Annotated in this window: 24 protein-coding genes, 1 other RNA gene and 2 pseudogenes; 22 read left to right on the forward strand and 5 right to left on the reverse strand. The window is 62.9% G+C overall.

From position 1 onward, the window contains the following. Positions 1-57 precede the first annotated feature (57 nt). The 11 genes from NJ376_RS01310 to NJ376_RS01360 all read left to right on the forward strand — a co-directional run bounded on the left by NJ376_RS01310 (position 58) and on the right by NJ376_RS01360 (position 11,698). The gene (locus tag NJ376_RS01310; protein WP_252951406.1) at positions 58-2,007 is read left to right on the forward strand and encodes a phage tail tip lysozyme; all 1,950 of its coding nucleotides are present in this window, start codon (positions 58-60) and stop codon (positions 2,005-2,007) included. Positions 2,008-2,021: 14 nt separating this feature from the next. Then, complete coding sequence (locus tag NJ376_RS01315; RefSeq protein WP_252951407.1) at positions 2,022-2,843, forward strand: DNA circularization N-terminal domain-containing protein; 822 nt, start codon at positions 2,022-2,024, stop codon at positions 2,841-2,843. Then, on the forward strand, positions 2,840-4,165 hold the full coding sequence (locus tag NJ376_RS01320; protein WP_252951408.1) for a phage head spike fiber domain-containing protein: 1,326 nt from the start codon (positions 2,840-2,842) through the stop codon (positions 4,163-4,165). The genes NJ376_RS01315 and NJ376_RS01320 overlap by 4 nt, the downstream gene beginning before the upstream one ends. A gap of 13 nt (positions 4,166-4,178) precedes the next feature. Next, positions 4,179-5,348: a phage baseplate assembly protein gene (locus tag NJ376_RS01325; protein ID WP_252951409.1), complete on the forward strand. Its 1,170-nt coding sequence runs from the start codon at positions 4,179-4,181 to the stop codon at positions 5,346-5,348. Further along, a complete protein-coding gene (locus NJ376_RS01330; RefSeq protein WP_252951410.1) occupies positions 5,345-5,872 on the forward strand; it encodes a phage baseplate assembly protein domain-containing protein in 528 nt (175 codons plus the stop codon). The genes NJ376_RS01325 and NJ376_RS01330 overlap by 4 nt, the downstream gene beginning before the upstream one ends. Before the next feature lie 9 nt (positions 5,873-5,881). Next, entirely contained in the window at positions 5,882-6,322 is a 441-nt protein-coding gene (locus NJ376_RS01335; protein WP_252951411.1) for a phage GP46 family protein, read from the forward strand. Between the two features lie 264 nt (positions 6,323-6,586). Next, on the forward strand, positions 6,587-7,483 hold the full coding sequence (locus NJ376_RS01340) for a baseplate J/gp47 family protein (protein ID WP_252951429.1): 897 nt from the start codon (positions 6,587-6,589) through the stop codon (positions 7,481-7,483). A 3-nt stretch (positions 7,484-7,486) separates the two neighbouring features. After that, positions 7,487-8,617 (forward strand): YmfQ family protein, encoded by a 1,131-nt coding sequence (locus NJ376_RS01345; RefSeq protein WP_252951412.1) that lies wholly within the window; start codon positions 7,487-7,489, stop codon positions 8,615-8,617. Positions 8,618-8,683: 66 nt separating this feature from the next. Beyond that, entirely contained in the window at positions 8,684-9,730 is a 1,047-nt protein-coding gene (locus NJ376_RS01350; RefSeq protein WP_252951413.1) for a DUF1565 domain-containing protein, read from the forward strand. Further along, entirely contained in the window at positions 9,730-10,185 is a 456-nt protein-coding gene (locus NJ376_RS01355; RefSeq protein WP_252951414.1) for a hypothetical protein, read from the forward strand. Before NJ376_RS01350 ends, NJ376_RS01355 begins: the two co-directional genes overlap by 1 nt. Positions 10,186-11,161: 976 nt before the next feature. Then, entirely contained in the window at positions 11,162-11,698 is a 537-nt protein-coding gene (locus NJ376_RS01360; RefSeq protein ID WP_252951415.1) for a hypothetical protein, read from the forward strand. Between the two features lie 523 nt (positions 11,699-12,221). On the opposite strand, the gene NJ376_RS01365 is transcribed toward NJ376_RS01360, so the two are convergent. Continuing rightward, positions 12,222-12,701: a hypothetical protein gene (locus NJ376_RS01365; RefSeq protein ID WP_252951416.1), complete on the reverse strand. Its 480-nt coding sequence runs from the start codon at positions 12,699-12,701 to the stop codon at positions 12,222-12,224. An 864-nt stretch (positions 12,702-13,565) separates the two neighbouring features. Between NJ376_RS01365 and NJ376_RS01370 the strand changes: the two genes are divergently transcribed. Beyond that, positions 13,566-13,832 (forward strand): hypothetical protein, encoded by a 267-nt coding sequence (locus NJ376_RS01370; protein ID WP_252951417.1) that lies wholly within the window; start codon positions 13,566-13,568, stop codon positions 13,830-13,832. Here the strand turns inward: NJ376_RS01370 and bcp are convergent, their stop codons facing one another. Continuing rightward, complete coding sequence (bcp, locus tag NJ376_RS01375; RefSeq protein WP_252951418.1) at positions 13,833-14,306, reverse strand: thioredoxin-dependent thiol peroxidase; 474 nt, start codon at positions 14,304-14,306, stop codon at positions 13,833-13,835. It lies immediately after the preceding gene. 213 nt (positions 14,307-14,519) lie between these two features. Between bcp and NJ376_RS01380 the strand changes: the two genes are divergently transcribed. Beyond that, a complete protein-coding gene (locus NJ376_RS01380) occupies positions 14,520-15,110 on the forward strand; it encodes a response regulator (RefSeq protein WP_252951419.1) in 591 nt (196 codons plus the stop codon). Between the two features lie 45 nt (positions 15,111-15,155). Further along, positions 15,156-15,302, forward strand: a pseudogene (locus NJ376_RS29470) (peroxiredoxin); the annotation flags it as partial. Positions 15,303-15,631: 329 nt separating this feature from the next. On the opposite strand, the gene NJ376_RS01390 reads toward NJ376_RS29470, so the two are convergent. After that, positions 15,632-16,297, reverse strand: coding sequence for a choice-of-anchor E domain-containing protein (locus NJ376_RS01390; RefSeq protein ID WP_370287755.1), 666 nt, complete (start codon positions 16,295-16,297; stop codon positions 15,632-15,634). Between the two features lie 296 nt (positions 16,298-16,593). Here NJ376_RS01390 and NJ376_RS01395 point away from each other — a divergent pair, with 296 nt between their 5' ends. The 8 genes from NJ376_RS01395 (at position 16,594) to NJ376_RS01430 (ending at position 22,813) form a co-directional block, all read left to right on the forward strand. Beyond that, positions 16,594-18,429 (forward strand): potassium transporter Kup, encoded by a 1,836-nt coding sequence (locus tag NJ376_RS01395; RefSeq protein WP_252951430.1) that lies wholly within the window; start codon positions 16,594-16,596, stop codon positions 18,427-18,429. 203 nt (positions 18,430-18,632) lie between these two features. Beyond that, positions 18,633-19,025, forward strand: coding sequence for a hypothetical protein (locus NJ376_RS01400; protein ID WP_252951421.1), 393 nt, complete (start codon positions 18,633-18,635; stop codon positions 19,023-19,025). A 102-nt stretch (positions 19,026-19,127) separates the two neighbouring features. Continuing rightward, positions 19,128-19,358: a hypothetical protein gene (locus NJ376_RS28950; RefSeq protein ID WP_305879955.1), complete on the forward strand. Its 231-nt coding sequence runs from the start codon at positions 19,128-19,130 to the stop codon at positions 19,356-19,358. Positions 19,359-19,361: 3 nt separating this feature from the next. Next, positions 19,362-19,700, forward strand: a complete 339-nt coding sequence (locus tag NJ376_RS01410) for a cell division protein ZapA (protein WP_252951422.1) — start codon at positions 19,362-19,364, stop codon at positions 19,698-19,700. 21 nt (positions 19,701-19,721) lie between these two features. Beyond that, positions 19,722-19,876, forward strand: a non-coding RNA gene (gene ssrS / locus NJ376_RS01415) — 6S RNA. After that, positions 19,863-20,456, forward strand: a complete 594-nt coding sequence (locus NJ376_RS01420) for a 5-formyltetrahydrofolate cyclo-ligase (protein ID WP_252951423.1) — start codon at positions 19,863-19,865, stop codon at positions 20,454-20,456. Before ssrS ends, NJ376_RS01420 begins: the two co-directional genes overlap by 14 nt. 4 nt (positions 20,457-20,460) lie before the next feature. After that, positions 20,461-21,282, forward strand: coding sequence for a TIGR00282 family metallophosphoesterase (locus NJ376_RS01425; RefSeq protein WP_252951424.1), 822 nt, complete (start codon positions 20,461-20,463; stop codon positions 21,280-21,282). A gap of 667 nt (positions 21,283-21,949) precedes the next feature. After that, positions 21,950-22,813, forward strand: a complete 864-nt coding sequence (locus tag NJ376_RS01430; RefSeq protein ID WP_252951425.1) for a DMT family transporter — start codon at positions 21,950-21,952, stop codon at positions 22,811-22,813. 331 nt (positions 22,814-23,144) lie between these two features. On the opposite strand, the gene NJ376_RS01435 is transcribed toward NJ376_RS01430, so the two are convergent. Next, a complete protein-coding gene (locus tag NJ376_RS01435) occupies positions 23,145-24,059 on the reverse strand; it encodes a class I fructose-bisphosphate aldolase (protein WP_252951426.1) in 915 nt (304 codons plus the stop codon). 64 nt (positions 24,060-24,123) lie between these two features. Beyond that, positions 24,124-24,332: pseudogene (locus NJ376_RS01440) on the reverse strand (hypothetical protein); the annotation flags it as partial.

The following is a 24,332-nucleotide window of genomic DNA, read 5'->3' on the forward strand; positions in this document are numbered from 1 at the left end:
GGAGAGATCAATCAAACCGCATTCATTCGAAGCAGCATCCGACTGAGGTGACTACAGATGGCTAATGGATTTTCAGTTAGAATTTCAGCGATTGATGCTGCTTCAAAGCCCATCGACAAGATCAACAAGCAGCTTGCCGCGATGCGTGCGCCAGTCGACCGCATGCGTGTCAGCCTTACCAAGCTCTCGAATCTCTCGGGGCTGACTGCGCTACGTGGCAGCATGACGCGCCTAGCTGAGACTGCCAAGAATACCGCACGCCCCATCGCTTCCATCATCCCTGGCCTGAGCGCGATCACTGGTGCGACGACAATCGCTGGCATGTTTGCCCTGGCGAACAGCTGGGCGAACCTAGGTGTACAGCTTGGGAATAACTCGCGCTTGATGGGCATCAACGTAAGCCGACTGCATGCCATGCAAGGCGCAGCAAGGCTGATGGGCAGCGATGCTGAGTCGCTGACGTCTGGCCTCGAAGCCCTAGCGAATAACATCCAAGACGGCATTGCGGGTCGTGCGCCTGAGTTCGTGCGACGCCTAGCCGACATGGGTATCTCGCTCAAGGATGCCAACGGCAATGCACGCAGCGCAGCTGACGTGTTCAACGACATCCAGCGTGTTATGTCGCGCTACAGAGATCCAATCATCCGTGCGCAGACTGCCAACGAGCTGTTTGGCGCATCAGCTGCTCGCTTGCTGGTCATCCTAGAGAAGTCACCTGAGGTGTGGGGCGCAGCACAGGAGCAGGCACGCAGGTACGGCGTCGAGACAGCTGGGAGCGTCGCAGCAGCAGACAAGCTCAACACTGCCCAGGTCGGCCTCAGGATGGCCTTCGAAGGCATGGGTCGTGCCCTGGTCACTAACCTCGGCCCACGTATGGCAAAGTTGTTCGACGACCTCAGCAATTGGGTTGTCCGCATCACACCGAAGGTGGTCGAGCTAGGCGAACGCTTCGTTGCCTGGTTGGAGCAGTTGGACTGGAACAAGGTACAGGAGGGTGGTCAACGCTTCCTCGGCATCTTGGAGACGATGAGCAATAATCTCAGCACCATCTTGAAAATCAGTGGCGCACTGCTAGGACTCTGGGTTGGCTCCAAATTCATAGCTGCCATCGCAGCTATAGGTCGCCTTACCACCGCCGTTGGCGCTCTAGCTGCGCCTGGTGCCCTAGCTGGCCTGTCTGGTGCCATTGGCATGCTGGGACGCTTTGCCGGTCCCCTTGGCCTCCTAGCAGCCGGGGTGGCCTTCATCGAAAGCCTGCAAGGCAGGACACCTGAGCAGCAGCAGGAGCAGCGCAACAACTGGCGTAACCGAGGGGCAATGGCTCCAGGCGGCGCACAGGCGCCTACAGGGACAGAGGCAGAGCGTGAGAACCGAATCTATGACGGCCTGATCTCCCGCGGCGTACCACCCGACGAAGCTGCGGGTATCACAGCCAACATCATGCGCGAAAGCCGTGGTGATCCAGCTACGGTCAACCCGGCCGGGGGTGGTGTTGGAGCTCATGGTCTCTACCAGGGACGCGCCAACAGGGCCTATCTCCCTGATGGCAGACTGTTGAGCCAAGGCACCATTGACGAGCAGCTCGACCAGCTAATCCGAGAGCGGAATGGCTCCGAGCGCAGGAACATCGAGCAAGCCGCTCGTGGGGCGCAGAACGCCGGTGATTGGGGTGTCGCCTATAGCCGCGGCTTTGAACGTCATGGAGATCAGAACGAGGATGCAGCTCGCGGCCTGCTAGCCGACCGTATTGCCCAGAGGCAGGCAGCTCGTAGAGCCCGCGGTGATGCAAACCCAACCCAACCAGGCGCACCTGCTCCACGCGGCGTTGATGCAGTCGCCAAGCCGCGCACCCCAGGTCCGGGCGCAGCCCTAACCGGCAACGCTCGCCTAGAAGTCGCATTCAGCAATCCACCTCCTGGCATGACCGCGAGAGCGGTGACGAGCGGCGGCATCTTTGCTGATGGTCCAAGGGTCAGCATGGGCATGCCTAGCTACGCAAGCGCATAAGGGAGGAAAGAGATATGGGTTTCACACCAGCATGGTACGCAGACATCAACCCAGCTAGCTGGCGTGGTGTCGAGTTTGGCGTAAGCGAGGTCAGCACAAGACGTGTGCCGCGCAACGCCGTGCATGAATATCCCTACCGCGACGATGTCTGGGTTGAGAACCTAAGCCGTGGTCCTGAGGAATACAGCTTCGATGCATACCTAGTCGGTGACGACGTTGCATCGCAGTACGTGGAGCTAAGGGCAGCACTTGAGGAGACAGGTGATGGTGAGCTTGTGCTCCCACGCCTTGGTCCGAAGAACGCATCCCTGATCTCGGTGGGTTATGGCGAGAGCACTGAGCCAGGGAACATGGTCCGAGTGCATCTCGTGTTCCTAGAATCTGTGTCGTCCAGCATCGCAGCTAGCAGCCGAGATCCCCTGGACATGATCAACGGCTTCGGTGAGGCGGTCAATAATATCAGCGTTGCATCCATTGGCGACTTCGTTCGCACGACCGGCGATGCACTGCGCTCCGGACAGGCAGCCGTGCAAAGCGTAACCCGCACTGCGCAGGGCTATGTCCGAGAGGTGCAAGGTGTGGTGCGTGATGCGACACGTGCAGTCAACTCGGTGCGCCCACTAGCCAACATGCTTGGCGTGAGCGATCGCACATTCGGACGCTTCATGCAGCCCCTGCGAACTGTCAGCGGGGCAGTCAACTCAGTCAACGCAGGCATCGGAAACGCGACCCGTGCAGCTAACGCAGCGGGGCAGCTAGCGAATGGTGCAACTCGTGCTGTTGGCGTCGTCGATAGGCTCGGCAACAACGTGATGAATTTGGTGAACCGATTATGACTATACTCGATGATCTAGCAGCAGAGGTGGTGGCGCTAACCCAGGCAGTCCGACCAGCTACCGCAGACCCAGCCGATCAGATCCGCTTGCTATCAAAGCTTGCGACGTTTGGCCTCGACACCAACATTCCACTAGGTACCGATCCTATCGGCATAGCAGGCTACCGCAACGCAGGCCCAGGTCAGCGATGGTATGGCACTGCACGCAGCACAGTGGCGACCTACTTCGATGCAGATGGCGTGCTGCGCACTGCTCCTCCCGGTATGGTTCGACCAGCGTTCAGCAATGGAGCACTCACCGGGCATCTCGATGAGCCAACTGCCACGAACCTGCGCCTCAACTCCTGCAACATTCTGCTCAACGGCGCGCCAGATACCTACTACATCGGAGCGAACGCAATCGACCAAGGTATGGTCACTGCGCCCGATGGAACGCTCACCGCACGCTGCGTGAAATCCGGTCCCTCGGGACCGGGTAATGTTTACCTCGCCAACGCGGCTGGCACTGCTGGCATGATCGCAGTGTCGCCGAATACCACCTACACCGCCTCGATCTATCTGAGAGATGGTGGAAACACCCCCATCATCGCGTGTGACGGCCCGACTGTCGACGAGTTCACATCGGGCCTATCCCATATCGGCCGCACTGCATACACCTGGGTTGGTGCCATGCTAAAGACTGGCGCCTACACCCGCTACAGCGTGACATGGACAACAGCCTCAACGTGCGAAAACGTAGTGGTGACATGGGCAGCGAACTGGACTGTCAACGGCATTGTTGATGTCTGGGGTGCGCAGCTTGAGGCAGGCGACACAGCAACCAGCATTATCTACACCGGAAACTCACCAGCCACTCGCGCAGCCGATAACATCGTTATCCAGACTGTCTCCGAGCTATCAACAGCAGCGCAAGCAAGCAAGATCGCAGAGGCAAGCCTTGCTGCCCTATGCCGCCGTGCCGCTCTCTCTGAGCTAGCCCTTGCAGTTCAGGACTACGCCCCTGCGAGCAGCGATGAGGCATCGGCTGCGTTGAAGCGCATCCTACCCCTGTATGACGCAGAGATCGCCAATGCGGCGGATCGGAACGACCTAGACTCCTGTAATGAGCTGCGATCACTAAGAGTGATCGTGACGCAGGACCTACAGCGCCGCGGCATGCAGTTGCCCGAGATCATGCAGGTCGAGCTACCAACCTCTCTTCCATCTCTCACCATCGCACAGATGCTCTACGGAGATGGCAGGCGAGCAGACGAGCTTGAGCGCCGTGTTGACACACCACACCCACTCTTCTTCCCCACGAGATTTGAGGCGCTGAGCCGCTGATTGGTAGACGACCATGCCTGTGAACAACGACTTAACATTGAAGGTTGGTGGCTATGAGGTAGCTGGCTGGAAGGAAATCCGGGTCACGCGCAGTATGGAGATCTTCCCAAGCGACTTTGAGCTTATCGCAGCCGAGGGCATCCCCAACACCGTAGTGTCGAGCCTGGTTGAAGGCGCTCCATGCGAGATCAGTGTCGCTGGTAAGACGCTGCTGGTTGGCAAGATCGACGCGGTAGACGAGAAGCTTACGATCAACGACCACGGCGTTGCAGTGCGTGGCCGCAGCAAGTGCCGAGAACTCTTCGATTGCAGTGCCGAGATCGCTTCATGGCATGGCACACGCAACAGCACCACGATCACCGAGCTAGCGGTTGAGTTGTGCCAACCATATGGCATCCGAGTTGATGACCTGACATCACGCTACCCAGGCGGACAGACATCCAACCCACGCTTTGAGCAGTTCACCGCGAACTTGGGCGAGACACCCTACAGCATATTGGAGCGTGTTGCGCGTTCGGTTGGCGTCTTGGTCTATGATGATCCAGAAGGCAACCTTGTGCTCGCACGCTTCCTTGGTGAACCACATTCGCTACGTGGCAGCCTGGTGCTTGGGAAAAACATCGAGGCGATCACGGTCAGGCGAAGCGTTGACCAGCGATACCACCACTACCGCGTCATTCCTCAGTCGGTGAACTCCTTCGAGGACAGGCGACACGAAGCAAACCAAGCAGGTGGTGCGCGAACCAACTTCATCCAAGCTGCGTCTATCGACCCTGGCGTTGATCCAATGCGTGGCCTCTACATCATCGGTGAACAGGCATTGCTGTCGCGCAATCTGGCGCAGCAGCGTGCTGACTGGGATCGAAACCGCAGATGGGGACGGAGCCAGCCAATCAGCACAACGGTAGACTCGTGGTTCGATAGCCAAGGCCGCCTTTGGCAGCCCAACACGCTTGTCGAGGTGAAGGCACCAAAGCTTATAGCGACCAACAGGGAGTGGACGCTGGCAACGGTGACGTTCAACAAGGGTGCAGGCGGCACCACAGCTGATCTCGTGCTCATGCCACCACAAGCCTTCGACATTCAGCCATCGGTGCTACAGCCAACTTACGCAGACCGCACACAAGCTGCCCGGGAAGCCGCAGACGCAGCACGACAAGATCCACGTGGAGGTGGACAATGAGCCAATACGACGATGAGCGCATGTTCAGGCGCATTCAGCACATGGTACGACCAGCACGAACCACGGCACCACCGAATGAGGCTGGTGTCTGCCAAAGGCTGCAAGTGCAGTTCAACGACGCTGAGCTTCGTGAAATCCCATCGCTACAGTTCTACGGCTTCGCATCTAGCCCAAAGCCTGACACTGACGTGCTGGTGCTAGCTGTCGCTGGTGATGGCACGAACAGCCTGGTCCTTGGATCGAATGATCAGCGATACCGGCCACGCAACATGAGTGTTGGCGAGGTCAGGATCTACAACGAGGCAGGCACCTACATTCAGATCAAAGGCGGTGAGGTGAACATCCATGCCGCGAGCAAGGTTAACATTGTCACGCCTGAAACCACGATGAGCGGCAAGCTCACTGTCGAGGGCGACATCACCAGCACATCGGGCGATGTCAAAGCCGGAAGCGTCAGCCTCAAGCAGCATGTCCACATCAACACCCAGCCGGGCTCAGGCCTCTCCGGCACACCTCAGCAGTAAGGATACGCCATGGCAGACATCAGGATCACATGGGACAAGGAGCGCAATGTAGGCGATTGGAGCTTTGTCGCAGGCAACCTTGCAACTGACGCGGATGTCTACACCGCAGTCGTAGTGAGCCTCTTCACCGACCGCGTTACCAGTCCCGACATCCTTCCGCCCAATGGCCTGAGATTTCAGAAGGGCTGGTGGGGTGATGCCTTTAGCCGCCGACCCGTTGGCTCACGCCTCTATCTGCTCCACCGAGCGAAGAAGGAAGGGGCTTTGCTGCGAGCAAGGGATTACTGCAATGAAGCACTCAACTGGTTGGTAGAAGACCGCATAGCAAGGAGCGTGGAGGTTAAGACATGGTGGCTGACAGCTGATGCGCTTGCCATCCACATCGTAGTCACCAAGCCTGATGGCTCGATTGCTGACTTACCCCGCTTTGAATGGGCTTGGCGCCGATAATTGGGTAATCCGGTAAATACGGGAAAGTCCTTCTAGACTGAGAGGTTTTCCCGTGCCGCTATTACTCCCAACACTAACCGCCTTGCAGCAGCAGGCGATTTCAGACATCGCTTCGAACCTCCCAACGGGAGCACCACTCCACAACTCCGAGCTACGCATCCTGGCCATGACCCTGGCTGGCATGATCAACAGCACCTATGGCTACCTAGCCTACCGTGCAAAGCAGGGCGTGCCCTGGACGGCCACGGACGAGGACCTGGAGGGCTGGGCTGCACTGAGGGGCATTACCCCTACCCAGCTACCTATGCGACCGGCACAGCCACATTCACGGGGCTACAGGGCAGCGTTATCCCAACTGGTACGACTGTCCTACGTGGTGACGGTCTGGCTTATACGACCAACGAGGAACGGGTTGTCGGATCAGGTGGCACTGCAACTGTGCCAATTACCGCAGTCGAGGACGGTGCCAATGGCAATGCCGATGCGGGCATTACCCTTACCCTCACCTCACCAATCGCCGGCGTGTTGCCAGCTGGCGTAAGTGCCTCGGTTATCACGGGCGGTGCAGATCAGGAGGACAATGAATCTCTCCGCACTCGCATGAACCAAGCCTACGCCAGCCCACCACAAGGTGGTGCAGCAGATGACTATGTGACCTGGGCAATGAGCGTGCCGGGTGTCACCAGGGCATGGGTGAACCCCTTAGGGGCTGGTGCGGGCACAGTGGTTGTCTATGCGATGCTGGACCAAGCCCAAGCCGTTAACGGTGGCTTCCCTCAAGGCACAACAGGTGTAGCGACACTTGAAACGCGCGCAGACCCTGCGACTGGCGACCAGCTGACCATCGCGAATTGTATCTACCCACTCCGACCGGCTACTGCACTCGTCTACGTAGCTGCTCCTGCGCCCCAGCCCATCGACATCACCATCACAACGCTCAACCCCAACACGACGGCAATTCAGGCAGGCATCGCGCAAGCGATCAGAGACCTGTTCGTCCGAGTGGGCACGCCGCTTGGTGGCACGATCTATCCCAGCGACCTCAATGGCGCCATCGCAAGCGTCTCAGGTGTCAATCACTTCACACTGGCTAGCCCTACATCGCCTGTCTCGATTGCAGTGGGTTCGCTGCCAACGCTTGGCACGCTGACTGTGAGCTAAGCCATGGCATCATACGATTACACCACAGAGCAGTTCGTCCAAGCGTTCCTGAACCTCCTTCCCTCCGGTGCAGTTTGGCCGAAGGAGCGAGACAGCAACATGACTGCGGCAGTTGCCGCAATGATGCCCATGTTCGAGCGACTGCACCAGCGCACCAACGACACATTCAACGAGACCTTCCCTGCAACCACAGCTGAACTGCTCTCAGAATGGGAAGCCAGCCTCGGACTTCCAGATCCCTGCCAGGGTGATGCTCCATCCGTGGAATCGCGACGCGCACAGGTGCTTGCACGCTTTGCTAACACAGGTGGGCAATCACTGAGCCACCTTACCCGCTACGCCAAGAACCTCGGCTACAACATCAGCATCACTGAATATGCGCCATTTCGATGCGAGGAGAGCGCAGTCGAGGAACCGATATACGACGACGATGTAGCATACCTTCTCACAGTGAACGCCCCACTCGATAACCTGCGTGAGTTTGAGGTCGAGAACAGCGCAGTCGAGGATCCACTTCGATCATGGGGCAATGAGGTGCTTGAGTGCGAGTTGATCCGCATCAAGCCTGCACATTGCAACATAGTATTCAGCTACACGCCGCCACCGTCACCAAACGTGGCTCCCAACCCCGAAGCCGCTGGTGCTGCATTAGGCACGACATTCCCAACCCAATGGACACGCCATTCAGCAATGTCCATTGTCGGCATCGGTTATGAGGGAGGTTTGCCATACATCGACGTTCGCTGGAACATCCCCGGTGCAGTGACCGGTGCAAGTCTCGTGTTCGGCGCACCAACCTACAATCCGGTTACGCCCGGCGAAGTCTGGTCCGGTGGTCTGTTTGTCAAACTGATCTCCGGCAGCATCCCAAGTGCCACTGGCGAGGTCATGTCGATCCGACTGAGGCAAACCAACTCGTCGGTTCAGTTCGCCAATACCAGTGACACGCAGATCACTCCAACCAGTGCACCGCTCCTTGCACAGCGATGGGTTAAGGAGGGCGCTGTGATGGGTGGCACGTCCGCTTACCTCAATCTAAATCTCACGGTGAACACCACGGCTGCACGTGACTTCACGTTGCGTATCGCATGGCCGCAGCTGGAACGCGGTGCGACATTGAGCAGTGTGATCTGACGGCACGCTAGAACCGCCTCGCCAGCTAAATATCGGAAATTCCGAAATAACCTGGCGAGGTTTCCTATGGTTTACAAAGTCGATAACTCAACGTCTGTGCCGGTGATGCCGACACCCGGCGCCGCTGGCACAGGCGGTTGGTTCACTCCCGGCAACCCACTTGCTAGCATTCCGGCGACACGTGTTCCCGCCGACTGGTGCAACATGGTTCAGGCAGAACTCCTGAACGTCATTAGCGCAGCTGGCATCTCACCCGACAAGTCGAAGCAGGATCAGCTGCTCACAGCAATGCGCAAGCTTGGCCGTTTCAAGCTGCAAGGCGCCACGACATTGTATGTCACATCCACAGGTAACGACACTACAGGCGACGGCAGTGTGTCCGCGCCATTCGCTTCGGTCACTGGAGCCTGGGACTACCTGATCAAGAACATCGACGTTAACGGCCAGACGGTCACGATTCAGGTTGCAGAAGGCACCTACACAGCAGGCGCCTCGCTGACTGGACAGCCCGTTGGCGCCACGTCGCAACTCATCGCCATTCAAGGCAACACGGCTAACCCAGCAGCCTGCTCCATCAACGCATCGGTGGGGAATGGCTTCACAGCCAACTTCGGTGCCAAAGCTTCGATCCGGGGATTCAAGGTCACCGCACCACAAAACCCAGCGGACTTCACCAGCCGAGGCTGTGGTATTGCTGCGGTCAATGGCTCCTTTCTCCTCTTTCGAGACATGGATTTCGGCACCTGCAGTGACGCGCATATCCGCTGCGAATTTGGCAGCATCATCGGCATGAATGCCGTGGCCGCTAACAGCGCGCCCTACTCGATCTCCGGGAATGCGAACAACCACATATTCGTTGGGCAGGCATCGGTGGTGAACCTGAATGGCGCTATCATCACGCTGAGCGGCAGCCGCGCATTCAGCGTGTTCGCCAACTCATACTTTGGACTCATCCTTAGCAGCCTCAACTCATTCATCGGCACGGTGGGTAGCACCACCGGGCAACGCTACGTGTCCGCTTGGAACGGCGTGATCGCAACCAATGGCAGCGGCGCTAACCACTTCCCCGGCAGCATCGCAGGCGTCTCGCAGACAGGAGGACAATACAACTGATGTTACACAATCCAATTCCATATGAGCCAAAATCTTGGTTCTGGGTCGTAGGTGGTGACGAGGAGCAGGTCTACTCAAGCGCCGCCGCAGCTTATGTCCCGGTCAGCGATCCCGCCTACACTGCCTGGCTCGAAGCCGGCGGCTACGCAAGTCGCATTGGCACCGAGGCAGAGCTTGAGGAGGTGCTAGCTGAGGCATACCCCGAAGGCTGGAAGGACTACGTCCCAACGGTAACAGTCACCCCTCTTGAGTTCATGGACCGCTTCACAACAGAGGAAAAGGCTGCGGTAGCTGCGGCTGCGCAAGCTGATGCGACCGTGCTGCTGTGGATGATGACCATGGCTGCGGCACAGGAAGTCGTGCTCGGTGATGACAAGGTCACCGCAGGCATCGATGCGCTTGTTCAGGCTGGCATTCTCACTGAGGAACGCGGAGCAGCGATCGCGTCTGCATAAACCATAAGAAGCAAGAGCCCGCAAAGGGCCGAAAGTGACTACAACGTGGAACTAGAAATCACCGAGCCAGTCGATGACTCCCTGCGCCAAGGGGACACTTACCAACGCGACTTGGTGCTGGACACCTAGTGGCATCTCTGTGTGCGTGAATGGTGGGGCGATCCAAAGCACTCCTGGCACGATACCCGCTGCGATCAACCAGGCGACCCTCTTCGGCTCCCGCACAAGCAGCGAGGCATTCAACGGGGAAGTCGCTTACGCCTACGCGCATTCAGGTGTGCTTTCTGATGCAGCGTTTCAGGCTGCATGCAGCAATCCAGGTACCTAAACCCATCGCGCTGCAATCCTGGTGTCTGCGATAAATACGGGCAGTCGTAGACATTTTGGAGGGCGTTATGGCCGTCGTCTCAGGAACTTTCACCGCAGCTGGCACATCCGCTAGCTACACCGCAGCTGGCTCATTCAACGTCCAGCTCACCGGCACATTCAACGCTGAGCTAAAGCTTGAGCGATGCCTCGATGGCACGAACTGGCTATCCGTGCCAGTTGATCCAGTGGGCAACCCAAATACGTTTGGCAAGCCGATGACCTTGACGGTGCATGAGGTCGAGAGCGGTGCATTGTACCGCTGGAACTGCACAACCCACATCTCTGGCACAGTGGCTTACAGGATCAGCCCATGAGCATAAGGGCGCTACTACGCAGCCCGCTCCGATCACCACTTGCCAGCCCATTCGTGCGTAGCTCTGCACTGAGTTGGAGCCCACTTAACGCAGGTGCCAACTTGCGTTTTTGGTATGACGCTGGCGCGGTCAATGGGCTCTCTGCCAGCGGTGGTAACGTCGATCAGCTGACTGACCTTTCTGGGAACGGACGCAATCTCCTACCGGTCATGTCCTCACGTCGTCCTACCGTTGGCCAAACTTCGCCCAACGGACGACCGGTTATTGATCTGGCCGCATCGAGCCTACAGAGCTTGGAGCTAACCGACGCGACGTTGCAGCCCATTTTTGGTGGCACACTTCCTTGCACCATCGGCGCCTACTTCTTTCGCGCAGCTGGTGGTGGCTCGGGCTTTTGGCCGGTCCTCGATTTGGCGAACCCAAGCTCTAGCGGAACGGCAGACCGACATTCCATTGCGCATTGGGTGAGTCCTCCCAACACCACCTTTTCACGGCGCAACAACTCGACGCCAAACGTCGTCCCCCAGGTTGAGCTGGTTGGGCCTGCGCACATCCTGGCGATATACCGGTACAACGGCAGTAGCCACACGACGAGTGTCCGTGCCTTATGGACATCTGGTGTGTTCGCAGCGGCCGCGACGGTTCTCTCCGATACTGTCGCTATCGCAGGCCTGTCACGCATGACGCTTGGAGCGCGCTACATGGGCGGATCCATTAGCAACCATGCGAATGGTCAGGTCGGCGAAGTGTTCGGCATCGACAAGCTTCTTAGCGATGAGGAAACTGCTCGCGCCCTAAACGCCCTGTGGGCGAAGTGGATCGGCGCTTGATCTGACATTCAACAGCACTGGACCAGACACAGAAAAGCCAGGGTGGTTTCCCACCCTGGCTTGCTGTTGAGCCGCTCGCGAAGTTGTGAGGACGGGGTTTTATAAGATTTCGGCTGCCGTCGGTATCTGATCTCGCTGGGGCATTTTGCCCTGGCGTTACGTGGAGATGACGCCTTGCCAAGACGACGACGCCCTCTCGCTCCATGGGGTGCTCGCACTGCGCTACGCGGTGACCCCGGACGATGCCGTGAGATTTGGGAGAATGCTCAAGCGGCGAAGTTGCTGCTGCGCAGTCGAACACGGTCACTTAGCCGTAGCGACAGCTACCGATTGCGGGCACTCGTGGGTTGGGGACGCCGCATTGAGCGGTGGTTCGGGACACCAGCTAGCGCGCCGCCCAGCAGTTTGGCCTCACCAGTGAACAGCTCGACGAGCTATTCCGACAAGCCGCAGCGATCGTGATCTGAATGGAAAAGCCAGGGTGGGAAACCACCCTGGCTTGCTGTTGGGCGCTTGCGTTGCGCTAGCTGCGCTTGCCCGCTGTACGACCCTGTGCGGGCTTCTCAGGGGCATCCGCAGGGGTGCTTGCAGCAACGCCCTTGCGGGACTTACCGCGCTGTGCAGCAAGCTTGAGCAGAGCTTCATCCAACTCCCCAGCCTCGACCGACTGCTTCACGACATCGAGGACGTTGAGCACATCGGACAGTGCAGCACCGCTTTCGATGGCTGTGCCACCGTTAATCTGGATGGGCGACGAGCCGTACTTGAGGCTGACGTACCAGGTGCCGGAGTGCTTGAACGCCCAGGGCCGGAATTTCCGATCCTGCTCGACACCCTGAACCTTGCGCGTCGCCTTGAAGGGCTTGCCCTCGATCTGCGAGTTGCACCACTCGACCTGCTCAGCAATCGCGTTGAGCAGCTTCGCCCGGACCCGGCTAGCAGGGTCGTTAGCAGCAACGCTGGGCTTGAGAGACACCATCTTGAGAGAAGCAAGAAGGGGCATCGTTGAACTCCCGTTGGGTTGGCCAATCGCCAACAAGGACATAACGAAGCAGTTCAGGGGTGCCATCAAGAAAAGAATCACCAAATGAGTGATATTTCTTCAGTTTTTCTGGTCGCTCTTTCGGTGTGTTGGTGTCTTGGTTTCCTGGGCAACTAGGAGCAGGCCCATGTATTTCATCATCTTCGAGTGCGGTGGGGAGTTTGTGCATCTGCATGTTACGGGTGCAGAGCTTGGGGAATGGGAGCGTTTAGCAAGGGTGCTGACTGCCCTGGGATGCCCTGCGGGTGTCACGATACTGCACCACTAAGCCACCCCTGTATGACCCTCACAGGCAGCCCTAGTGGCTGCCTTTTCTGTCAGCAGTGCGGGTGTCTGCGTCCTAGGCAATGTCAGGGGTAGTGCTGCGCTTGCGTAGGTCGATCAGCTTGTAGCCCTCGTAGTGCCGGTTCGACACGTAGCCGACAGGTTCAGGTACCCGCTTCGGCTTGCGTGGTGGTTTTGGCTTGGGTGCTGCCTTCGGCTTTGGTGGTGGCTTGGGCTTAGGTGGTGGCTTGGGTGCCGGGTTGAGTTTCACCTTAGTCTTGGGTCGGCCTCTCGGCTTAGATGAGGGCTTGGAGTCGGATAAGGGCGGATGTGGGATGCCATGCTTGGCACGTTCGAAATAGCGCACATTCCTGATCTGTGCAGTCGTCAAGCCGAAGCGTGGAGCTAGCGCACTGGCTCGCTCGCTTGAGAGTGCAATCTCCAGGCGTTCCTCTAGTGTGACGGGCAGTGGCACAAACTTCTTCTGCATATGCCTACTTATCGCGACGACAGTAGGGTTCTTCGGTAAATACGTGAGCAGCCTCAACGAGGAGGTCGCTCATGCACATCGCAGCCCGCAGCCCAGCAGTTAGCCGCGACGAGCAGCAACGCCGGGATTACATCGTCCGCTTCTCGACCTTCCTCTTCTCCATCGACATCACTGAGCGTGATCGCTTGCCGTTGCTCGCAAGGCTCGCGCTGATCGAGTGTCAGTGGTTCGAACACCCCATCGCATGGCTGAACGAGTTTGGTGAGGTGGTCAGTCGGATCACCGTGGGCACCGATGACTTCAGTGCCGCACGCTGCATCCAACTCGCTACCGTGTAGCTAGCCGAGTGCCTGCATCGCTTTGATGACCTGGGCAGCGTGTTCGGCTGGCTTCACCTTCCGCCACACATTGCGGATCACGCCGTCAGGGCCAACGAGGAACGAGCTTCGCTCCATTCCCATATAGCGACGCCCATACATACTTTTCTCGACCCAAGTGCCGTAGGCATCGGCCACCTTGTGGTCGGGGTCGCTAGCCAGTGGGAACGTCAGATTAAACTTTTTCGCGAACTTCTCGATGGCGGGCAGGCCATCAGGCGACACGCCGATCACTTCTAGTGACAGCTTACCAAGCTGTGGGAGTGCTTCCTGGATGCCACATGCCTGCGTGGTGCAGCCGGGAGTGTCAGCTTTGGGATAGAAGTAGATCAGGTACGGACGCCCCATAAGGCTGTCACTGCTGACAGTGCGACCGCCGCTCGCTTGCATCGTGAAAACAGGAGCCTTGCTCCCGACCTCGACAGTGTCGCTCATGGGGCGTTCCTTTAGCTCGCGGCGAAGGTTTGAACTCGAGGCCGCTCGGGCGCAGCCGTAGCCAATAACGTGTAACGCTGCAAAGCTCCCAGTACGGAGAGATACACCATGCCTTCTAGCTCGCCGACACCCAAGAAGCGTCCTAAGCAACTAAAGTACCTGGGCGGGCGAGAATGGGTACCTAGCGGAAGGGCTTTCAGGAAATATTCTTTTTTGATCGTAGAACACGAACCATTGCGCGTAATGGTCTACAGAGACTGGCTAAAGGCCGAGGGCGCTAGAAAAATCGTGGACGTCTCTACGGGGGCAGAGGCATTTCAAATTACACAAAATTGGAAGCCTGATTTAATATTGCTTGATTTTCAGCTGCCAGATACGAATGCGTTTGAGTTATGCGGTCAGTGGAGGCAAGCCGGCAAAGCATTCAAAATTGTCATTGCGTCTGGAATGGCTACTAATGTTGCGTTTGGCCTTGCAGCGGCGGAGTATGGTGTTTTAGGATACTTGGCTCTTCCTGTAGGACCAGAAGAGCTATACCTGACTATTCAAGATGTTTTACTGTTCGGACGTTGCTCTCCTTCTGATCGAGAGCAGCTTGTGCGACAAAAAGCGGTTTATGAGCAGGAACTAGCAGCAAGTTATGCGCAAAAGCTGAAAGCCATTTCAGACGCGCGAGAATTAGGGACTGATCAGAAAAGCCAACATTCGAGTCCCCTCATGAAAGGACTTGGACGGGTTGCCGAGGAAATATCTAAAAAAGTCGGATCGGACTTCTTGCTGAAGTTGCTTAGCCGGTTGCTTTGATCAGCACAGGATATTGATACCGACCCTAGGCTACTAACCCTGTAAAAATGGATGTATGGCCGGAAATACATGGGCATGGAGCGCAGCAGCTTCCTGGTGGGCGCGGATGGAAAGCTGGTGCGGATCTGGCGCAAGGTGAAGCCGGCGGCGCATGCGGCCGAGGTGCTGAAGGCGGCGGCCGCGCTGGGCTGACCCTCCCGCCCCCGGGCGCCGCAGGGGCTCGGGCCTTTTCCCGCTCGGCCTTTCACGCCGCCGTTCCCGCGCTTCGGGCGATTGCACACCGAAGCTGCCTGGAGCCCTTGTTTGCAGAGCATCTTCACGCGTTCAGATGATTCCATCCGAACGCGATCTGCTCTAGCCGCGGCAGCCGACCGAACGGTGCTGAGGTCGTCCCAAGCCTGGGTCGGACCTGTCAAATTTTCCGACTCCTGTGCCCTTCCAGGAGGCCGGGGACCCTGGGGATGTCCCCCAGGGTCTGCCGAAAGCGTGCGATTCGGTTCCGGTGGCCGCCCGGCCGCGGCTCAGCCCTTGCGGCGGAGCCGCAGCACGCCGAGGCCGAGCAGGCCGGCGCCGAGCAGGGACAGGCCGAGCGGCTCCGGCACCTCCAGCGGGGTGTAGGTATAGACCACTTCCCAGCTCGCCCCCGCGGTGGTCGCCGAGCCGATGACCGGGAAGCCGCCCGTGGAGTTGGAGGTGGTGACCGCGGCGGCCGTGATCGGCAGCACGATGTTGCCGCCGCCGATGAAGAGCGCGAGCTGGCCGGGCGCAGTCACCGTCGCCGAATCGCTATCGGAGCCCGAAGGCTCCGGCACGGTGATCGGCATGCCGGTGGTGTTGGGCGGGATATCGACGTTCCCGAGAGTCGCCATCGGCGTGGTGACGACGATGACGTTATTGTTCGGGTCGGTCAGGGTGAGGGTCGTGGTAACCGTCGCGCTGTTCACATGGACCGGCTGGCTGCCCGAGAAGTTCAGCAGCAGGAAGCTGCCCGTCGTCGTGCCGCCCAGGGTGAAGGTGGCGGAGGTGAGCGTGCCGAGGCTCGGGTTGAATTTCGGCACGCTGACGGTCGTGTTCCAGTTGGTGTCCGCCATCGGGACGGATCCCGAATAGCTGATGGTAGCCGCCTTCGCGGCTCCGATGGAGAGCGTGAGGCCGAGAGCGGCAACGGCAAGAGTTACAAATCGCACGGCGCATTCCTTACTCAGGAGGGCGGCCCGTACCCGGAAATTTTGCCGGGGGTGAGGCTTGGCCCCTGCCTTGCAGCCGTCATGCCAGCACCCCAACGCATTGATTCACTTCGATTGACCGGTAAGCCACCGCGTCGGATGTAAAGTTTGGCGACTCATTCCGCTGCCGGCTTGCGCGTCGTCCCTCCTCTTGCCTTCGCGCCGCCGCCCGCCCTATCCGTGCCGCATCCCGGCTCCAGGACAACGCCCCCTTGTCCAATCCCCATGCCGACCGACGTCCGCTCACCCCCGCCCTCATGCTCGGCGTGCTCGGCGTGGTCTATGGCGATATCGGCACCAGCCCGCTCTACGCCCTCAAAGCCTCCGTCCTGCACTTCTCGGCCGATGGGGTGGAGCGCTGGGAGGTGCTCGGCCTCCTCAGCCTCATCTTCTGGTCGCTCGTCCTCACCGTCACGGTGAAGTACGTCGTCTTCGTCCTGCGCGCCGATAACCGCGGGGAAGGCGGCATCCTGGCGCTGATGGCGCTCGCCCAGCGCTCCTGCGCCACGGAGCGGGGCCGCTGGCTGGTGGCGCTGCTCGGCATGGCCGGGGCCTGCCTGTTCTTCGGCGACGGCATCATCACCCCGGCGATCTCCGTCCTCTCGGCGGTGGAGGGGCTGAAGGTCGTCTCCCCGGCCTTCGAGGAGGCGGTGATCCCCCTCTCCCTGGCCGTCCTGCTCGGCCTCTTCCTGGTGCAGTACCGCGGCACCGGCAGCGTCGGCGCGGTGTTCGGGCCGGTCTGCGCCCTGTGGTTCGGCAGCATCGGCATCCTCGGCCTGGTCGAGATCGTGCGGGAGCCGGAGGTGCTCGTCGCCCTCTCCCCCACCTATGCGATCCATTTCTGTGCCGTCTATCGGCTGGCCGCCTTCATTGCCATGGGCAGCGTGGTGCTGGCCGTCACCGGGGCGGAAGCGCTCTACGCCGATATGGGCCATTTCGGGAAGCGGCCGATCCAGGCCGCCTGGCTCGGCTTCGTGCTGCCCGCCCTGTCGCTGAACTATTTCGGCCAGGGGGCACTGCTGCTCTCGCGGCCGGAGGCGCTGGAGAACCCCTTCTTCCTGCTGGCGCCGGACTGGGCGCGGCTGCCGCTGGTGGTGCTGGCGACGGCCGCCACCATCATCGCCAGCCAGGCCATGATCTCGGGCGCCTATTCCATCGCCCGGCAATGCGTCCAGCTCGGCTTCTCGCCGCGGCTCGAGGTGCGGCACACCTCCGAGACGGAGGAGGGGCAGATCTACATGCCCCAGGTGAATTTCGCCCTGCTCATCGGCGTCGTCATCCTGGTGATGGAGTTCCGCAGCTCGGACAGCCTGGCGGCGGCCTACGGCATCGCCGTCACCGGCACCTTCCTCTGCACCTCCTGCCTCGCCTTCATCGTCTTCCGCCGGCAATTCGGCTGGCCCCTCCTGCTCACCCTCGGCGTGTTCGGGCCGCTCTTCGCCCTCGACCTGGTGTTCTTCATCGCCAATGTCCTGAAGATCCCGGATGGCGGCTATGTGCCGCTCATCCTCGGCGGCGTGCTGATGGTGCTGATGAACACCTGGTACCGCGGCCGCCAGCTCCTCTTCGCCCGCTTCCGCCAGGACAGCCTGCCGCTGAAATCCTTCCTCGCCAGGCTGCCGCAGAGCCGCACCATCCGCGTCCCCGGCGTCGCCGTCTTCATGACCGGCCAGGCCGACCTCGTCCCCGGCGCGCTGCTGCACAACCTGAAGCACAACAAGGTGCTGCATGAGCGGGTGCTGTTCGTGACGGTGCTGAACGACGACGTGCCGCAGGTGGCGGACGAGAAGCGGCGGGAGGTCTCGGAGCTGGCGCCGGACATCCATCGCGTCATCCTCCGCTACGGCTTCCAGGAAAGCCCGAACATCCCGCGGGAGCTGGCGGCGCTGCGCGCCGAGGGGGTGCAGTTCGAGCCGATGCAGACCAGCTACTTCCTGGGGCGGGAGACGCTGGTGCAGGCGGTGGTGCCGAAGATGTCGCGCTGGCGGCAATGGCTTTTCACCCTGATGTCCCGCAATGCCGTGCCGGCGACGGAGTTCTTCCGCATCCCGTCCGACCGGGTGGTGGAGCTCGGCGTCCGGGTGGCGATCTGAGGCCGGCGGCCCGGCCGGCCGCAGCGCTGAACCGGGGGGCCGCCCGGGCGTTCGCCCTCGACCTTCGGCCCTGGCGCCCGGCCTGTCCTGTCTGCGCCGGCCCCGGCGCGCGGCGCGGGCGGGCATTGAAGAACGAGGGCTGGCGTCCTGGGCCCGCACGCCGCGGGGCGGCGGATCCGGGGCCCGGCAGGTGGAGGATTGCCATGCGCCTGGTGACCCTGGTGATGGCCTCGGGCCCCGGCTTCCCCGGCGGCAGCCCGGAGCATCGCTACGAGATGGAAGTGGCGCTGACCGCCGACCGCCGGCTGGACGCCGTCGCCTGGGCGGAATCCAGCGTGCCCTGGCGCGCCCGGCGCTTCTGGCCCGGGCAGGCGCCGCGCGAGGGCTTCCTGCATCACGAGGCCGAGACCGGCTGGTCCCTGCGGTTCCCGCCCCCGCCCGGGGCGGCGGCGGATGCGGCGCCGCAGGCCCTGCTGCGCCATGCCGGGCAGATCCGCCCGGGGGAACACCTGACGATCCAGGAGCCGGACGGGCGGGAGTATGGCTGGCGCGTGGTGGGGGTGGAGGTGCCGCCGGGGCCTGTTGCGCCGCCATGAAACCCCTGCGGCGGCGTTGACCCGGGCCAGGGCCCATGCCAAGCCTTCCCCGGCCGGCCAGCCGTGCAGGCAGGGCCGGCGGGCGATTTGGCCAGGAGCGGCATGAGCGACAGCGGAAGCGACCCGGTACTCCAGGCGGCGATGCGGCTGGAGGCGGCGGTGGAGAAGCTGGCGATGGCCCTTTCCGCCAGCCTGGATCGGCTGGGGGCCGGGGCGGAGACCGTGCCGCGGGCGGAGGTGGCGGCGCTGGCCGAAAGGCTGGATGCGACGCTTGGCCGGCTGCGCCTGGCGCTGGCCGAGGAGCTGCGCGGCGCGCCGGAGGAGGAGGAGTAGCGCGTGGGGCAGGTTACCGTCCGGGTCAATGGCTACCAGCACACCATCGGCTGCAAGGATGGCGAGGAGCCCCATGTCACCGGCCTCGTCGCCCAGATCGAGGAGAAGGTGAAGCTGATCCGCGCCATGGGCGGGCAGTTCTCCGAGGCGCGGATGCTGCTGCATGTGGCGCTGCTGCTGGCCGATGAGCTGCACGATCTGCGCGCCGGCGGCGCCCCGACCGCCTTCCCCGCCGCTGCAGCGGCCCCGGATCCGCAGCTGGCGGACCGCTTGGCGCGCATCGCCGAGCGCATCGAGGGCCTGGCCCAGACTCTGGACGCGCAGCCCCTCGACCGCGGCTGATCCCCTCCCTATATGGGGTGGGCGGAGCTGCCCGGTGCGTCAGGCACTTCATCCCCGGGGCCAATAAGCATCCTCCGGGAACTGGCTCTGCCCGGATCGTGGTCCGGGTACCTGGTGCCCACCTGCTCACGCAGGCCTTGGGAGGATGAGACGCCAACGGCCATGGTGGCCCCGCACTTCACCCCCTTTCCCCTCTGCGCCGAGACCCTGAACGGGCTGAAGGCCGAGGCCCGCCGCGCCGCGCTGGAGCGGCGCGCCGGCCATGACCCCGCGCTGGGGGCGGCACTCGTCCCGCATGTGCTGGCGGCGGGCGCCATCCCCGAGGGCGCCGTGGTCGCCGGCTTCTGGCCGATGGGAAGCGAGATCGACCCGCGCCCGCTGATGCAGGCCCTGGCCGCGCGTGGCCATGCGCTGGCCCTGCCGCTGACGCCGAGGCGTGGCCAGCCCCTCACCTTCCGCCGCTGGCGCTTCGGCGAGCCCCTGGCCCCCGGCCCCTTCGGCACCAGCCAGCCGGCGGGCGGCGAGCCCGTGGCGCCGCAGGCGCTGCTGGTGCCGCTGCTCGCCTTCGACCGGGCCGGACGGCGGCTCGGCTACGGCGCCGGCTATTACGACCGGACGCTCGCCACCCTACCCGGGGCGGTCGCCATCGGCGTCGCCTATGCGGCGCAGGAGATGGCGGAGGTGCCGGCGGGACCCGATGATTTCACCTTGCCGATGGTCGCCACCGAGGCCGGCCTGATCCGGTGCGGAGGCTGACGGAATGCGGATTCTCTTCATGGGCGATGTGGTCGGGCGCTCCGGGCGGGACGCGCTGACGGCCCGCCTGCCGGAACTGCGCGCCACGCTGGGTGCCGAGCTGGTGGTGGTGAACGGGGAGAATGCCAGCCACGGCTTCGGCCTCGCCCCCGACATGGCGCGGGCCTTCTTCACGGCCGGGGCCGATGTCATCACCCTCGGCAACCATGCCTGGGACCGCAAGGAGCTGATCCCCTATCTCGAGACCGAGCCGCGGGTCATCCGCCCGGCGAATTTCCCGCCGGGCACGCCGGGCCATGGCGCCTTCGTCGCGGTGCTGGCCGATGGCCGCCGCGCCCTGGTGGTGAACGTCATGGGCCGGCTGTTCATGGACCCGCTGGACGACCCTTTCCGCGCCGTGCAGGCGGAGCTCGCGAAGCACCGCATGGGCACGGGCGGCACCATCCAGGCCGCGGTGATCGACGTGCATGCCGAGGCGAGCAGCGAGAAATACGCCTTCGGCCACAGCTTCGACGGCATGGTGAGCCTGGTGGTGGGAACGCACACCCACACCCCCTCGGCCGATCACCAGATCCTGCCCGGCGGCACCGCCTACATGACCGATGCCGGCATGTGCGGCGATTATGACAGCGTGATCGGCATGCAGAAGGGCGGCGCGGCGCTGCGCTTCTGGCGGAAGATGCCGGGCGAGAAGCTGGCCCCGGCGGAGGGCGAGGCGACGCTCTGCGGCGTCTTCGTCGAGACGGATGACGCGACCGGGCTGGCCCGGCGGGTGGAGCCGGTGCGGCTGGGCGGGCGGCTCTCCCAGGCGATGCCGGCGGCCTAGTTTTCCGGGCTTCGGGGCTGTCGCCACTGGCGCCTTCGATACCGAGGAGAACTTTCCGCAAGGGCTGTTTCGTCGGGCGCTGGCGAAGCGGCCATTCGCGCAGGCCCTGTTGCCGATGCCGGGCCCCGGGACATCGCGAAGCAGCACCGCGTCGCGCCAGAGACATGGCATTCGCGCGACGCGCGGCAGCCTCCTCGACTGGTGCAGCGTCACCCCGACCGCGCCGGTGCGAAACCGGCCCCGCCTTCATGCAATCGCCTTCCGCGAATCGCCAGGCGGTTCCGCCCGGCTTGAAAATGCTTCGGTGATCGTCACCATGGCCGGGGCCTGCGGTGCCTCCCATGGAGTCTCGCATGCCCGGATGGGGCGGCGCCCCCGGCAGGGTGCCGGAGCGCGGAGCGCGCGACGACATGGAGCGTGACCGGTTGAGGCCGGATCGGCCGAACCGTGACTCACGCGACCAGACACTGAGCTGGAGCGGGATGGGTGAGCGAAGCTCAGCCAGTCCTGCTCCAAGGGGACCGGAGCGGGGTGTGAGCGAGGACCAGCGCAGCACGCCCCGGCGGGGGAGCGGTTCCTCCCTGCCAGCGGCCGGCCTCCGCGCCGGGCGCAGGGGTGCAGCCGCGCCATGCCGCCTCCGCCCCGCGGGGAAGCAGGAGACAATGCCTTGGGCGGGATAGGGCTCGGGCTGCTCTTCGTCGCGATCTGGGCCTCGGCCTTCACCGCGATCAAAGGGGTGGTGCCGGAATGGCCGGCGCTCTGGGGCGTCGCGCTGCGCTTCGCGCTGGTGGCGCCGGTGCTCGGCATGGTGCTGGCGCTGCGCGGCGCCCGCTGGCCGGCCAAGGGCGATCGTTGGCGCATCCTCGCCATGGGCGTGTTCGGCACGGCGGGCTACCTGGCGCCGGCCTGGATCGCCTCCACCGTCCTGCCCTCGGGGCTCGTCGCGCTGCTCTCCTCCACCGCGCCGCTCTTCGTCGCGGCGGGCGAAGGTCTGGTGCTGGGCCAGCGCGTGCCGCCGCGGGCCTGGGCGGGGCTGGTGCTGGGCTGGCTGGGGGTGGCCGTGCTTGGTGCCGGGCGGGGCCTCGGCAGCTTCCATATGGCGGAGTTCTGGGCGGTGCTGCTGGCCCTGCTCGGCGCGCTGAGCCAGGCGGTCGGGCTGCTCTGCTTCGCCCCGGCGCGCGGGCGGGTGGATGCCTGGACGGCCAATGCCGGCCAGACCACCGCCTCCGCCGTCACCTTGCTGCTGCTCGCCTGGTGGCTGGAACCGACGCTGCCGGGGGCGCCGAGCCTGACCCTGGTGCTCTCCCTCGCCTATGGCGTCGTCGTCGTGGGCGTCGGGGGCTATGCGCTGTATTTCGTGATGCTGCGGCGCCTGCCGCCCGCGACGGCCGCGGCGCTGCAATTGCTGGCCCCGCCGCTGGCTGCCCTGTTCGGCTGGGCGCTGCTGGGGGAAAAACTGGCCTGGACGGATGTGGCGGGCGGGCTGGTGACCCTGACGGGTCTGGCGGTGCTGTTCCGCGCGCGGCGGTGAGGGCTGTGTCGCAAAGGGTTAGGTGACAAGCCGACATCGTTCATGTCCCGCACCGCGTCCCGCCCGGCCTTGCCGCGCACCACGGGGCCGGAGGTTTCGGCATGCTTCACCCCGAGCGGCAAGCTCCGCCTGAAGGGCACGCGGCATCGGGGAACGACGGCACGGTCCATAGCGCCGGCCTGGGCCGGGGCTGCCGTTCGAAGTCTCACGCATGTGGCGGCAGAGGAGCACCCGCGACCTGCTCCGGCCCTGCCGCGACAGGCACGCAAGGCACTAACCAATGCCCCGACCGGGGCCCGCGGCGTCGCCAAGCGACGCCGCGGGAAGCACGTCAGCTCCGGTAGACCGAGATGATGCTCTCGAGCAGCGCCAACGCATCCTGCCTGCTGCGCTGGAAGGCGTTGCGGCCCATGATGGAGCCGTTGCCGCCGGCGGCGTGGATCGCCTTCACCTCGTTGAGGATGGCGTCGTTGCCCTTCGCCTCGCCGCCGGAGAACACCACCAGGCGGCGGCCGCCGAAGCAGGCCTGGACCACGTGCTTGAAGCGCGCGACCGGGTCGTTCACGTCCACCGGATACTTCTCGTAGGTGCTCTTCGCCGCCTCCAGGCTGATGGTGGCGGTCGGCGGCTTCACCTTGATGATGTGGGCGCCGATCAGCGCCGCCATGTGCGCGGCATAGGCGCAGATGTCGAGCGCGGTCTCGCCGGCCTTGTCCAGCATCGGGCCGCGCGGATAGCTCCAGACCACCACGGCGAGGCCGGCGGCCTTCGCTTCCTCGGCCAGCTCCCGCAGCTCCTCCATCATCTCGAACTGGTATTCGGAGGAGGGGTAGATAGTGAAGCCGATGGCCGAGCAGCCGAGGCGGAGCGCGTCGGCGACACTGCCGGTCACCGCCTGGTCCTTGGTGGTGGACAGGCTGTTGCTGCTGTTGAGCTTCAGGATGGTCGGGATGGCGCCGGCATAGGTGGCGGCGCCCGCCTCGATCATGCCGAGCGGCGCGGCATAGGCGTTCAGCCCGGCCTCGATCGCCAGCTCGAACATGTAGCGCGGGTCATAGCCGGCGGGGTTCGGGGCGAAGGAGCGGGCGGGGCCGTGCTCGAAGCCCTGGTCCACCGGCAGGATGACCATCTTGCCGGTGCCGCCCAGCTTCCCTTCCATCAGGATGCGGGCGAGGTTCGCCTTGGTCCCCGGGTTGTCGCTCTCATACCAGGAGAGAATTTCTTTCACCTTGGGCGTGAGCTGCATGGGGGAGACCCTTTCCTGGCGACGGGGTTCGGTGCCCGGGAATTAGCGCGGTGCCGCGCCAGTGTCACCGGCCGCGAACCAACCATTGCGCGAGCAAGCGGCGCCCGCCCGCCCGGCGCAGATCGATCCGGCCGAGATCGAGCGCCGGCGGGCGGGCGGGCAGCAGCCGGGCGCCGCATTCCGCCGCCGCGGCGGCGAGGGCGGGGTAGGCGGGGCAGGACGGGTCCAGCACCAGGGCGCGCAGCCCGGCGCGGAGCGCGGCCAGGGCCTGGC

The organism is Siccirubricoccus soli, assembly GCF_024178315.1.
Classification (GTDB): domain Bacteria; phylum Pseudomonadota; class Alphaproteobacteria; order Acetobacterales; family Acetobacteraceae; genus Siccirubricoccus; species Siccirubricoccus soli.

Bases quoted from the DNA above. Each gene is read 5' to 3' on its own strand.
- NJ376_RS01310 (WP_252951406.1), top strand. From the start codon at position 58: ATGGCTAATGGATTTTCAGTTAGAATTTCAGCGATTGATGCTGCTTCA.
- NJ376_RS01315 (WP_252951407.1), top strand. From the start codon at position 2,022: ATGGGTTTCACACCAGCATGGTACGCAGACATCAACCCAGCTAGCTGG.
- NJ376_RS01320 (WP_252951408.1), top strand. From the start codon at position 2,840: ATGACTATACTCGATGATCTAGCAGCAGAGGTGGTGGCGCTAACCCAG.
- NJ376_RS01325 (WP_252951409.1), top strand. From the start codon at position 4,179: ATGCCTGTGAACAACGACTTAACATTGAAGGTTGGTGGCTATGAGGTA.
- NJ376_RS01330 (WP_252951410.1), top strand. From the start codon at position 5,345: ATGAGCCAATACGACGATGAGCGCATGTTCAGGCGCATTCAGCACATG.
- NJ376_RS01335 (WP_252951411.1), top strand. From the start codon at position 5,882: ATGGCAGACATCAGGATCACATGGGACAAGGAGCGCAATGTAGGCGAT.
- NJ376_RS01345 (WP_252951412.1), top strand. From the start codon at position 7,487: ATGGCATCATACGATTACACCACAGAGCAGTTCGTCCAAGCGTTCCTG.
- NJ376_RS01350 (WP_252951413.1), top strand. From the start codon at position 8,684: ATGGTTTACAAAGTCGATAACTCAACGTCTGTGCCGGTGATGCCGACA.
- NJ376_RS01355 (WP_252951414.1), top strand. From the start codon at position 9,730: ATGTTACACAATCCAATTCCATATGAGCCAAAATCTTGGTTCTGGGTC.
- NJ376_RS01365 (WP_252951416.1), bottom strand. From the start codon at position 12,701: ATGCCCCTTCTTGCTTCTCTCAAGATGGTGTCTCTCAAGCCCAGCGTT.
- NJ376_RS01370 (WP_252951417.1), top strand. From the start codon at position 13,566: ATGCACATCGCAGCCCGCAGCCCAGCAGTTAGCCGCGACGAGCAGCAA.
- bcp (WP_252951418.1), bottom strand. From the start codon at position 14,306: ATGAGCGACACTGTCGAGGTCGGGAGCAAGGCTCCTGTTTTCACGATG.
- NJ376_RS01395 (WP_252951430.1), top strand. From the start codon at position 16,594: ATGCTCGGCGTGCTCGGCGTGGTCTATGGCGATATCGGCACCAGCCCG.
- NJ376_RS01400 (WP_252951421.1), top strand. From the start codon at position 18,633: ATGCGCCTGGTGACCCTGGTGATGGCCTCGGGCCCCGGCTTCCCCGGC.
- NJ376_RS28950 (WP_305879955.1), top strand. From the start codon at position 19,128: ATGAGCGACAGCGGAAGCGACCCGGTACTCCAGGCGGCGATGCGGCTG.
- NJ376_RS01420 (WP_252951423.1), top strand. From the start codon at position 19,863: ATGGTGGCCCCGCACTTCACCCCCTTTCCCCTCTGCGCCGAGACCCTG.
- NJ376_RS01425 (WP_252951424.1), top strand. From the start codon at position 20,461: ATGCGGATTCTCTTCATGGGCGATGTGGTCGGGCGCTCCGGGCGGGAC.
- NJ376_RS01435 (WP_252951426.1), bottom strand. From the start codon at position 24,059: ATGCAGCTCACGCCCAAGGTGAAAGAAATTCTCTCCTGGTATGAGAGC.